The 12,430-nt window shown below is 34.0% G+C and carries 13 protein-coding genes; all 13 read right to left on the bottom strand.

Annotated elements, in window-relative coordinates; genetic code table 11:
• Positions 1 to 32: 32 nt before the first annotated feature.
• Positions 33 to 527 (bottom strand): hypothetical protein, encoded by a 495-nt coding sequence (locus N3C_RS01795; RefSeq protein ID WP_074364366.1) that lies wholly within the window; start codon positions 525 to 527, stop codon positions 33 to 35.
• A 135-nt stretch (positions 528 to 662) separates the two neighbouring features.
• Positions 663 to 1,124, bottom strand: coding sequence for a peptide deformylase (gene def / locus N3C_RS01790; RefSeq protein WP_074364365.1), 462 nt, complete (start codon positions 1,122 to 1,124; stop codon positions 663 to 665).
• 181 nt (positions 1,125 to 1,305) lie between these two features.
• Positions 1,306 to 1,953, bottom strand: coding sequence for a V-type ATP synthase subunit D (locus tag N3C_RS01785; protein WP_074364364.1), 648 nt, complete (start codon positions 1,951 to 1,953; stop codon positions 1,306 to 1,308).
• A gap of 2 nt (positions 1,954 to 1,955) precedes the next feature.
• Entirely contained in the window at positions 1,956 to 3,338 is a 1,383-nt protein-coding gene (locus N3C_RS01780) for a V-type ATP synthase subunit B (RefSeq protein WP_074364363.1), read from the bottom strand.
• Entirely contained in the window at positions 3,331 to 5,103 is a 1,773-nt protein-coding gene (locus N3C_RS01775; protein WP_074364362.1) for an ATP synthase subunit A, read from the bottom strand. Before N3C_RS01775 ends, N3C_RS01780 begins: the two co-directional genes overlap by 8 nt.
• 37 nt (positions 5,104 to 5,140) lie before the next feature.
• Complete coding sequence (locus N3C_RS01770; protein ID WP_178377752.1) at positions 5,141 to 5,464, bottom strand: V-type ATP synthase subunit F; 324 nt, start codon at positions 5,462 to 5,464, stop codon at positions 5,141 to 5,143.
• The gene (locus tag N3C_RS01765) at positions 5,451 to 6,452 is read right to left on the bottom strand and encodes a V-type ATP synthase subunit C (RefSeq protein ID WP_074364360.1); all 1,002 of its coding nucleotides are present in this window, start codon (positions 6,450 to 6,452) and stop codon (positions 5,451 to 5,453) included. The genes N3C_RS01770 and N3C_RS01765 overlap by 14 nt, the downstream gene beginning before the upstream one ends.
• Before the next feature lie 43 nt (positions 6,453 to 6,495).
• The gene (locus N3C_RS01760) at positions 6,496 to 7,095 is read right to left on the bottom strand and encodes a V-type ATP synthase subunit E (protein ID WP_074364359.1); all 600 of its coding nucleotides are present in this window, start codon (positions 7,093 to 7,095) and stop codon (positions 6,496 to 6,498) included.
• 33 nt (positions 7,096 to 7,128) lie between these two features.
• Positions 7,129 to 7,611, bottom strand: a complete 483-nt coding sequence (locus tag N3C_RS01755) for a V-type ATP synthase subunit K (RefSeq protein ID WP_074364358.1) — start codon at positions 7,609 to 7,611, stop codon at positions 7,129 to 7,131.
• 14 nt (positions 7,612 to 7,625) lie between these two features.
• A complete protein-coding gene (locus N3C_RS01750; protein ID WP_074364357.1) occupies positions 7,626 to 9,590 on the bottom strand; it encodes a V-type ATP synthase subunit I in 1,965 nt (654 codons plus the stop codon).
• Positions 9,577 to 9,903 (bottom strand): hypothetical protein, encoded by a 327-nt coding sequence (locus N3C_RS01745; RefSeq protein ID WP_074364356.1) that lies wholly within the window; start codon positions 9,901 to 9,903, stop codon positions 9,577 to 9,579. Before N3C_RS01745 ends, N3C_RS01750 begins: the two co-directional genes overlap by 14 nt.
• A gap of 146 nt (positions 9,904 to 10,049) precedes the next feature.
• Complete coding sequence (locus tag N3C_RS01740) at positions 10,050 to 11,738, bottom strand: B12-binding domain-containing radical SAM protein (RefSeq protein WP_074364355.1); 1,689 nt, start codon at positions 11,736 to 11,738, stop codon at positions 10,050 to 10,052.
• Positions 11,707 to 12,282, bottom strand: coding sequence for a hypothetical protein (locus N3C_RS01735; RefSeq protein ID WP_074364354.1), 576 nt, complete (start codon positions 12,280 to 12,282; stop codon positions 11,707 to 11,709). The genes N3C_RS01740 and N3C_RS01735 overlap by 32 nt, the downstream gene beginning before the upstream one ends.
• Positions 12,283 to 12,430 lie beyond the last annotated feature (148 nt).

The following is a 12,430-nucleotide window of genomic DNA, read 5'->3' as shown; positions in this document are numbered from 1 at the left end:
CACTAAAATAGTGAAGTACATCTTATATTATATTATCTATTCAAAGCAAATTCTTTTCTTCCTGCTTTTGCTAAAGCTTTTACTACAGGATAAGTAATGATTACATCTACACAATGATGAAACATTGTCCCTATTGCTACAATATAGGAATTTGCATTAAATCCTACTAGCGGTATTATTACTATAGCTTCTGTTAATCCATGGAGAGGTGCTGTGATTAAAGCTACCTTTACATATGAAACATCCTTTTTCAAAAGATATGCCCCTACTAGACCAACTATAATATGCATCGATGCCCTTGCAACCACTGGACTTGGTGTTCCAGCTATCTTAAAACCAATAGTAGAGCCTATTCCAACCATGGCGGAAGCAGCTGGTCCCAAGAACATTGATAAAAACATAGGCACATGGGAAGCTGGTGTCATTGTAAAAGCTGGACCTATTGGTATTTTTGGTAAATACATTGGAATTATTATGGTTAATGCTATTAATAAAGCTGTTTGAGTTAATTTTCTAACTCTTTCCATTATACATCCCCCGTTTCTAGTGTATATACCGCAGTATACTACAACACCATTCACTTGTAAATAGTATTTTGAAATGTAATTGATTACTTAAATAAAAAAATAATGGTAAAAAACTTACCATTATTATGATAATCACTATTTTAACTTGTATATTTTTCTAGACTTGTCCATGTACATAATTCCATCTAAATGATCTATCTCATGGCAGAAGGCCTTAGCTAATAAACCATCAGCAGTATATTCAACTAACTTATTTTTAGGTGTTAAGCCCCTCACTATAACCTTCTCTGGTCTTAACACTTCCCCTTCAAATCCTTCATAACTTAGGCATCCTTCTATACTTAACTCTTCCCCTTCAGCTTCCACAATTTCCGGATTTATAAGTATAATAGCATCGCTACCATCTCTTAAATCTATTAATATAACTCTTTTTAGCACTCCAATTTGAGGAGCTGCAAGTCCTATACCATCACAATTGTATAATGTATCTTTCATATCTTTAATTAATTCTTTAATATCCTTATCTATCTTTTCTACCTTTTCACAAGGAGTCTTTAAAATTTCATTTCCATATTGAAGTATTTCTCTAATTGCCATAATTTCTATAAATTTAAGCTGTTCTCCTGCTTCTTAACAGCTTAAATTATCCCTCCCAACTTTTTATGCTCTTTTATTATTATATATTATTTAACCTTTTATGTCCAAGAAAACTTATGACAAATAAGTTCATTGTTTTAATTATGAAAAGAAAGCTAACCCTGTAGGGTTAGCTTTCTAATTAATTATTCTGAGGCTCCAATACCATAGATTTTACTTTCATAAGTCTTATAATATTGCTTCTCTCATTTTCATCTAGCTTCATCTTTATATATCTTATAGTTTCCTGTAGTTGTGGTATTGTAGCATATTCAAGGGCATTTACTCTTCTTCTTGTCTTTTCTATTTCATCTGCCATAAGCTGACAAGATTTTTCTACCTCTGCTAATTCTAAAAGTTTTGGTAGAATACCATAAAGCTTATCTATAGCAGAATCTAGTTCTCCAGAAGTAGAAGCAAAGCCATAGGGGTATATGCTGCCTTGATCTTCTTCCATCTGTCGTTTAAAAGTCATCACTGGCACTTTAACGCTCATGATGTTTTTACTTGAAACTTCTAAGCCTATTCTTTCCTTAGGATACATTACAGCTTCCTCTAACATCTCAGAAGACATAACAGCTCTTGCCATCAAGAATTCATTTAGAGATTGACCTAATTCCTTTTCCACATCTAGTCTTAACTTCTCATTATATTTTACCAAATCTATAAATCTGCGCATGAGCTCATCTTGTTTATCCTTTAAAAGCTTATGTCCTCTAACTGCAGTAACCAGTCTCTTTTTTAGATTAGTGAGCTCCATTCTTGTAGGATTGACATTAAGTCTAGCCATACTTAATCATCCTCTCTCTCAGGCAGATACTTTTCTAAATATTCATCTCTAATTCTCTTAAGCTCTGTTCTTGGAAGTATGGATAAAAGCTTCCAACCAAGATTTAAGGTTTCTTCTATAGTTCTGTTTGTAGTAAAGCCTTGAGATACATATTCCTTTTCAAAGGCTTCAGCAAACTTAGCATATAGCTTATCTGTATCTGAAAGGGCAGATTCACCAAGTATAGCTGACAATTCCTTAGCCTGCTTACCTTGAGCATAAGCAGCAAAAAGCTGGTTCATAGTATCAGCATGATCTTCTCTAGTCTTTCCTCTTCCTATACCCTTATCCTTAAGTCTTGAAAGGGATGGTAAAACATCTATTGGAGGCATAACACCTTTTCTATAAAGCTCTCTGCTTAATATTATCTGACCTTCTGTAATATATCCTGTAAGGTCTGGTATTGGGTGAGTCTTATCATCTTCTGGCATTGTTAGAATTGGAATCTGAGTAATAGACCCTTCTTTTCCTCTTATTCTTCCTGCTCTTTCATAAAGATTTGCCAAGTCTGTATATAGGTATCCTGGATATCCTCTTCTTCCTGGAACTTCCTTTCTAGCTGCAGAAACTTCTCTTAAAGCTTCTGCATAGTTTGTCATATCTGTCATTATAACTAGAACGTGCATACCCTTTTCGAAGGCTAAGAACTCTGCAGTAGTAAGAGCCATTCTTGGTGTAGAAATTCTTTCTACCGCTGGGTCATTAGCTAGGTTCATAAATAGCACTGTTCTATCAATAGCTCCTGTCTTTGTGAAGTCATCAATAAAGAATTGAGCTTCCTCAAAGGTTATACCGATAGCTGCAAATACAACGGCAAATTTGGAGTCTGAATTAAGAACTCTTGCCTGTCTTGTAATCTGAGCAGCAAGTTCTGCATGCGGTAGTCCAGAACCAGAGAATACCGGTAATTTTTGTCCTCTAACCAATGTATTCAATCCATCTATAGCAGATATACCAGTTTGAATGAATTCATCAGGATAGTCTCTAGATACAGGGTTCATTGGTACACCATTGATATCAGCCTTTTTCTCAGCTATTAGCTTTGGACCATTGTCCTTTGGTCTACCAAGACCGTCAAATACTCTTCCTAACATATCCTCAGAAAGTGATACTTCTAAAGGTCTGCCTAAAAAGCGGGCCTTACTGTCTCTTAAATTTATACCTGCTGGTCCTTCAAAAAGCTGAACAACAGCTTTATCTTCATTTACTTCAAGCACTCTACCACGTCGAATTTCTCCATTAATGAGCTCAATTTCAACCAATTCATCGAATTTGGCTCCTTCAACTTGCTCAACCACCATCAAAGGACCAACAACTTCTTTAACGGTTTTATATTCCTTAAGCATTTAATATCCCTCCTTCACCGATAAGTCTCTCCACTGCTGCCTTTACTTCTTCAGCAACGGCATCCATTCTTTCTAACTCAGTTTCAGGGATATATTTAGCTCTAGCAATTTTATCTCTTTCTTCTAAGGCAAGTATATCCTTTAAATATACACCAGCATCTAATGCCTTATTTGCCCAATCTTCAAAGGATAATACTAGCTGAAGCATCTTGTACTGTTTAGCAAAGGAGGCATAGGAGTCAACTTCATGGAAAGCATTTTGCTGCAAGTAGTCTTCTCTTATGGATCTTGCAATTTCAAGTTTTAACTGGTCTCTTTCAGAAAGAGCATCATAACCTACTAATCTAACAATTTCTTGTAGCTCTGCTTCTTCCTGTAGCATCGCCATAGCTCTTACTCTTAGCTTAGTCCAGTTTTCTCCTACATTCTCATCCATCCAGTCACTAACTTTTTCTAGATACAAGGAGTAGGAATTTAACCAGTTTATAGCTGGGAAATGTCTTCTATAAGCTAGCTGTGAATCTAGTCCCCAGAATACCTTAACTATTCTTAGTGTAGCCTGAGTAACTGGTTCTGAAAGGTCTCCTCCTGGAGGTGATACGGCACCAATTGCTGTTAAGGCCCCTTCCCTTTCTCCTTCTCCTAAGCAAATAACCTTTCCAGCTCTTTCATAGAACTCTGCAAGTCTTGAGCTAAGATATGCTGGATATCCTTCTTCACCTGGCATTTCTTCAAGTCTACCGGACATTTCTCTAAGAGCCTCTGCCCATCTAGATGTAGAGTCTGCCATTAAGGCTACAGAATAACCCATATCTCTGAAATATTCTGCTATAGTAATACCAGTATAAATAGAAGCTTCTCTAGCTGCAACCGGCATGTTAGAAGTATTTGCTATAAGAACTGTTCTCTTCATCAAGGATTCTCCAGTTTTTGGATCTTTCAATTCTGGGAATTCGTTAAGAACATCTGTCATTTCGTTACCACGTTCACCGCAACCAACATAAACAACTATCTCCACATCTGCCCATTTAGCCAACTGATGTTGTACTACAGTCTTACCACTACCGAAAGGTCCTGGAACACATGCAGTACCACCCTTTGTTACTGGGAAGAAGGTGTCAATAACTCTCTGTCCTGTAACCATAGGTGCCACAGGATTTAATTTTTGCTTTATTGGTCTAGCTTTTCTAACTGGCCACTTTTGCATTAAAGTAAGTTCTCTATCACCTTTAACTGTCTTAACTACAGCTACCTTATCCGTTACCTTATAGTCTCCTTCCTTGATGTATGTAAGCTCACCTTCAACACCATAAGGAACTAAGATTCTATGTTCAATTACTGAGGTTTCTTGAACTACACCAATTATATCGCCAGCGCTTACTTTATCCCCTACCTTTTTTGTAGGAGTAAAGTGCCATACTCTCTCTCTATCTAAAGGATTAACCTCCACTCCTCTATCAAGGAAATCACCAATTTTATCTTGAATAGCATTAAGTGGTCTTTGAATACCATCAAACATGGCTTCCAAAAGTCCTGGTCCAAGTTCTACGCTTAGAGGTTCTCCTGTTGTATAAACAGGTTCCCCTGGTCCAAGGCCTGTAGTCTCTTCATATACCTGAATAGAAGCTCTATCGCCTCTCATTTCAATTATTTCACCAATAAGACGTTTTTCACTAACTCTAACAACGTCATAAACACTTGCGTCCTCCATGCCCTCTGCAATAACAAGAGGTCCGGAAACCTTGACTATTCTACCCGTCTTCAAGTTACCTACCTACCTTCCTTTATCATCTATAAAACTATTACTTACTATCTAAAATATTTACACCAACCGCTTTTTCCACATTATCTCTAATTTTTTGCAATCCTATGTTAAGACTTCCTTGATTGCTTGGTATCAAAATTATTGAAGGTAGCACAGCTCTATTGTATCTAGCTATAGTTTCTTCAATATTTTTTGCCACCTGTTCAGTTATGAAGATTACAGCATATTGATTTGCAGCCAAGCGTTCTACAGTCTTTTTTGCTTCTTCATCATCATAAACAGGGAATACCTCAATTCCTATGGCCTTAAAGGCTAAAACCGAATCTTTATCTCCAACAACAGCTATCTTATACATAGTTATCACGCAGCCTTTCTCTAATAACCCCTGCATCCATACCATTAATCTTACCTACCATTATCATCCTGATAAGCTTTATTTCATTTTCCTTTGCAAAAATATATGCAATTAATGGCTCAGGCCCAAAACTTACATACTTAGCATCCTTCATGATTTTTACAATATAATCATCAGTAAACTTTTCCAACCCGTTTAAGGAACCTGTTTTTATATAATCTTCAACGCCTAGCCTTAATGGTTCTATATAATCTACGTAAGAAAGCTTTCCTGCTATAGTTTCTATATTATCCATTAGCAAGGAAATAAAGTTATCTTTATCAGTGTTTCCACCTTCTATAAGCACTTCTTCTAAAAACTTTCTATCCTTGTTTTGCTTTTTTACTCTTATCAAGGATTTTACGTTGGTAAGATCAATGAGAGATTTTACATATTTTTCTACAAAGCGGTTTTCAATTCCAATAGCTATATCAAGCATATGCTTGAACATATATCTATCAGCTATTATGTCAATTCTTTGAGGGTCCTTTGTATTAATAAAGTCCCTCTCAATTTCCTCTATGGCGCTGCGCATAGTTTGCGGTAAATCACTATAACTTTCATTTAATACCGCAGCTTTCAATTTATCCACTTCTACCATTCCAATAGGAAGTAGAAGATGAGAAAAGTCTTGCTTTAAAGCTTTAGCCTTAAGTAATACTTTTATGTTGTGATAATCATATCTTACACTCATAACATCTACTACGGACTTTTCTGGACTAATTTCATACATCAGTTTATAAATTCTTTTAAGTTCAGAACTTAACATTTCTTCGTAGTCCTCAGCCCTTTTTACATGAGACATATGAGCAGCATACTCAGATTCCTGCAATACCTTTACTGCATCCAATGGACTATTACTGTCTATCATTCTATCTAACTTAGACCTATCCAGTAAGCGGGTTTCCAGAACTCTGAGTCTTGGTATAACACTAGTAAATACCATATTATTCATGTACTGCCCTCCTCAGTTACTGAAAGAACTCATTAACTGTTCTTTATCCAAATAATATATTTGCCACTTCATGCTCCAAGTTATCCTTGGCCAAATCTAACAGTGCCTCGAAGGTATAGTTTAAATCGATTTTGCCTTTCTCAACTATAAAACCTCCAGCAAAATCTCCATGTTCAGAGCTTAACTTAAGGTTAGCCTTCTTACCTTCTGAGCTTAAAATTTTATTTACTTCATCCAATAAAGCTTGATCTATTATATCTGCATCCTTTTTAGATATTCTAATTTTCTCATCTCCCTTTAAATCAAGAGCAACTAAACTATTTTTAACAAAGTTTACGTACTGCTCCTTAGGAAGGGCTTTCATTTTCTCTAAAGCTTGATTGAATACCTTTGAAATAACCTGCTGCTTAGCAGCTAACTTTTTATTTCTTACTTCAATAGTTGCAGAAGAAATGATTCTTTCTTTTTTAATAGCTGCATCTTTTTTTGCTTTTTCTATCATTGCTGCCTTTTCACTTTCAGCCTTAGCAACACTTTTAGAAACTATTGAAGCTTCCTCGTCTTTAGCTTCCTTTAAAATTGCATCTCTTTCATTCTCTGCATCCTTAATTATCTTATTGATAATAACATTTATATCAGACATTGCTTCACATCCTTAAATTTGATTATATCAGCTTTAGAAGTTTGCACTGAATACTAGAAGCATTGACATAACGAAACCTAAAAGTGCATAAGTTTCAACCATTGCAGCATATATAATACCCTTTATATTATGTTCTGGCTTCTTTGCTAATATAGCTATACCTGCTGCAGCCGCCTTACCCTGTGCAATAGCAGACCATAAACCTACTATAGCAATTGGAAGACATGCCATTAAATAATATAATCCTTGTTGTAAACTAATATTTGCATCGATTCTTAAGAAAACTAAAAGACCTATAACAAATCCATAAAGACCTTGTGTACCTGGTAACAATTCAAGAACTAAAGACTTACCAAACTTTTCTGGCTGTTCTGTCATTAAACCTGCTGCTGCTTGACCTACAAGACCAACACCTTTTGCTGAACCTACACCTGCCATACCAACAGCTAAAGCAACACCTAGAACTGCAAGTATGAAACCTCCATTATTTTCGAATAAAAATTGAACAAAATTCATTATAACTTCCTCCTCTAATCTCTGTTAATTTTTAAATAGTTATTTATCATCTTAAAAGGTGAAAAAGCTCTGCCTCCACCTTCATAGAACTTTCCGAAATACTCAACATATTGCAGTCTACAAGTGTGCACATATGCACCTAGCATTGATAGGAATATGTTGAATAAATGAAAGAATACAAAGAATATTGGTCCTATTATAAAGATAGCCCATCCTGGGAACATCCTTATAATCAAGTTAAAGGCATTTGCTAACTGTCCACCAGCTAAACCTAGAGCCATTAATCTTGTATAAGAAACCAAGTCTCCAACATATCCAGATATTCCATAAAGATTGTATAAACCTGATCCTATTCTAGCTCCAAAATTTTTAATATCTCTTGCACTCATTAATACTATAATAGCCATACCAATGATCATCACATATTTTGCTATGTTTATAGCAGTAGCTGATAGGCCAATCATACCTCCACCAATGAATAAACCTGCTCCAACCAAAGCCATAACCCAAGAACCAACATCGTATAGAGCTCCTAAAGGATCTCCATCTCTAATCATCATGTAAGCTTTAATACCTAAGCCAAAGAAGATGTGTACTACGCCCATACCTAAAGAAAGGACTAATACTTTATTAATATCATCAATTGGATTTATTATTGGAGTTAGATTCAATATATCTCCAAAGAAAGAACCAAACAATATACCAAAGAAAATGGTTGGTATACTTAACCAAAAGAAAAACTTTAGCATTTTTTCTTTGCCTTCATCAAGCTTAAAGCACTTTAATATAATAGCACTACCTATTAAGACTAAAAGTCCATAACCGGCATCTGCCACCATCATACCAAAGAATATTAGATAAAATGGTGCCAAAAGCGGTGTAGGATCTATTTCATTATATCTAGGCATACTATACATTTCAGTAATATTCTCAAAATTCTTAAATACAAGATTATTCTTTAACTTAATAGGTGCCTCCTCTATATCCTTTTCTTCTACCGCTTCAAAGGATAAATAATAGCTTTCACCTAAAGCTTCTTTGATAATACTTTCCAATTCATCATTGCTATCTACTGGCGTCCAGCCTGCTATAGCTACAACCCTGTTTGTTTTTAAGAAATTTTTAGGAGCTTCCATTCTTAAAAGAATGTTAGAATAGTATTCATGAGCCATTTCAAATACTTCTATCTTCTCTTCTTGAGACTTAATAGAATTTATGACTTCTTCCTTTTCTAATAGCAACTTTTCAATGCTATCCTTAAAGTCTGAAATAACCTGAGAAGGTGTTGCACTATAAGGAAGATTAAGCTGACTGAATCCATTCTGTTTTAAAAACTCTAATACAGCCTCTTCCTTCTCCTTGTGACTGATAACAATAAAATAGGTATTCTTACTATCCCTATTAACTACTTCTGTATATATCTCACCTATATTTTGATCCAAGTCTTGAATTAACAGCTGTTCACCTTCCTTAGCTATAGAGCCAATAAATACCTTTGAATATTTAGTGGTCTTCAAATCCTCTAAAGCAGCATTCAAAGGCGACCAAGGCTCTAAAACTTCTATTTCTGTTTTAATTTTAGATACTTCGCTATCAATAGCTGCTATTCTTTGCTCCTTTTCTGTAAGCTCATTAACAAGACCTTGCCAATCACTACTTTCCACCATATTTTTTAGTTCATTAAAGGTCATCTCCTTTTTACCTTCCTTTAAACTCTGAAGTAAAGATTTTGGTGGTATGTAATTTCTTAAAAACTCAAGAGAATGCTTAATTTTTGAGAGCTTCTCTTCACATTCATTGTAGTGGGAGGCTATTGCATCCTTATTCAAATCCTTTAGATTTTCAAATTCCTGCAGAATTTCTTCTTTTTGAAGATTAATAAATTCTGCTCCTTGGAATTTTTGAAGCTCTTCAAGGATTTTTTCTTTATCGGATTCAAAAACTAGCAACGTAAATTTATTCATCTTAACTATTGCCATTAGAATTCACTATCCTCTCAATCACCATGTTAATAGCCTTATCAAATTTAACACCAGTTAAATTTAATATAGCTTCTTCTTCCTGACGGCCTTTTTCCATGATAGGCTCAACCTCCTGCTGTCCTTCTTTAACAGCAGTGTCCATTATCTTGCTAACCTCACTATTAGCCTCAGCAATAATTCTTGCATACTCCTCATTAGCCTTTTCCTCAGCTTTTTTTATGATTTCTTTTTTAGAAGCTAGAGCCTGGCTAACAATTTCTTCTGCCTGCTTTTCTGCATCCTTTAAATTACTAATAACTTCAAACGCCAAAGTCTCACCACCTTTTTTCTATAATTCCTAGTTGTAAATATATACAATATTGCTTTATATAGTATTTATTACAACTTTGCTTTATAATTATTATATTGTCTTTACAACCGGATTTCAATGTATTAACCTTCCATTTATGATTTTCATCACAAAATTTCTTCATTATAAAATGTTTTCACTGACTCTTCTTCATTGTTATACACCAAAAAACATTTTTTATAAATAATTTTTCCTTTTTCTATAAAGGCATTAATATCTATATTATATCCTTGTATATACACCCTCTTTATGGTAGTCATGCCATATTTATTAACAAGCAAATCTTTTATGATTTTTTCTTCCTCTTTAGATACATTTTTATCTAAGAAATCTGGAATCCAACTTCTTTTATTAAATCTAAAATAATCATATTTGATAAGATCTTTTAAAACATTGAGATCTTCTCCAACACATTCTTTATAAAAATCTATAAATATTCTATAATACTCCACTCCAGAAATACTCCTATTAAAGTAACCCTTACTTTGGAAATACTCCGCAAGATTTAAGAAAAAATCAAAGGCACTATTAAAATTAGGCATAATATACTGTAATATATTGCCGAAATTTTGGCTGTTATAATATTTATCGACTACTGCCTCCACTTTCTTTAGTATTACTAATTGATCATATGATATGTAATTATTTCTTATAATTTCATAAGGCGGATATGGAGAATAAACCATGCCCCACTTTTTTTCTTCCTCCTTCATCTTTGAACCCTTTAAGAGCTTCAAAAATCCTAATTGTATCACATGAGGTCCAAAACTATAAACCTCATTAAAAGATTCCTTGAAAGATTCATAACTTTCACCGGGCAAGCCTGCTATTAAATCTAAATGAAGATGAATATTATCAGCTAACCTCAGTTGTCTTACCCTATGGGCTAACTTATCTATATTCATAGTCCTGTTTATGTTCTTAACAACTTCTTCATTAGTGCTTTGTACACCTATTTCAAATTGGAATCTACCCTTAGGTACAGATCTTAGTAATTCTATATCTTCCTCCCTTAGTAAATCCGCCGATATTTCAAAATGAAAACGGGTGTTGGTATCTGCATCTTTTAGAAATTGCCATAGTTTACGGGCATAATCCCTATTAGCATTAAAGGTTCTGTCCACAAATTTAACTAAGCTTACTCCCCTTTCCATCAATAAGGTAAGCTCTTTCTTTACCAAGTCTAGATTCCTAAGTCTAACTCCTTTTATTGTTGAAGATAGACAGTACTTACAGTTAAAAGGGCACCCCCTACTAGCTTCATAATAAATAATTTTATTTTTAAATTCATATTCATTGCTATAAGGAAAGGGTAGTTGATCCATATCTAAAAAATTAAGGTTATTCTTTCCGTTTATATTTCCATTCTCATCCCTATAAAAAAGCCCAGGAATATCTTCAATACTACCCCCATTTAGTTTATATAGAATAAAGCGCCTAAAAGTCTCTTCCCCTTCACCCTCTATTAAATAATCTCCATCTACACTATCTAAAAATTTTCTTACATCAAAGGATACCTCTGGTCCTCCATATAGAATTTCTATATTTGGATTTACCTTCTTTATTAACTTTGACAATTTTATAACCATTTCAATATTCCATATATAACATGAGAAGCCTATCACTTCTGGGTTTTCCGCTATGAGTGCCTCCAAAATATTTTCTAAGCGATCATTTATAGAAAATTCTTTAATGCTACATTCATAGTCTAAGTCTTTAGTGTACTCTCTTAAATATCTAACTGCCAAGTTAGTATGAACATACTTAGCATTTAATGCTGTCAATACTAGTTTCATCTTTATGCTTTCCTTTCTTTTTCCTTCTAGCCCTGATGAAGAATATATTATTTCCTTCCTTCTCCTCTACTATGTCAAAATAAGGATAAATAATCTTTTTAACCTTGGAAAACTCTAGTTTCACTACAGGATTCCTATTTCTAATATTTACGATTTCACTTTCACCATTATTAAAAAGCACCTCTACTTCTAAATCCACTAGCTGCCCGAAGGATTTTTTTAAATCCCACAAAAGTATTTCTCCATCTTCACTAATATAATTGCAAACTTCCTTTATAAGCTTTTTTCTTTTCTTAGAATTATGCAGGAGATTTAGGGTAAAAAATAAAATAGCAGTGTCATAACACTCTTTCTCTATTAGCCTCTTTTCTTCTTCCATAATGTAATCTAGAGCTACTTCATCAAAGCTCTCCCTACACATTTTGTATATTATACCATAGTTTTTTACACCTATATCTATTACATCACCTTTTATTTTCAAATTTCTCATATCTATTTTTATATATTCCTTTTTTTCTACATAAAATTCTTTTTTCCTTCTCATAAACTATACCACCTTAATATTATAACTTTTTTTACTCATAATTTACAATTTAAAGAATTACTCATATATATTTCAACATAGAAAAAAAGAATTCCTCCATATAATGGAAGGATTCTTTTTTTCTACACTTTTTTATTAAGTGAAAAAA

This window comes from Clostridium sp. N3C, from assembly GCF_900095445.1.
GTDB lineage: Bacteria > Bacillota > Clostridia > Clostridiales > Clostridiaceae > Clostridium_AU.
The sequence above is the reverse complement of the archived record's forward strand: the minus strand, read 5'-3'. Positions and strand labels throughout refer to the sequence as shown.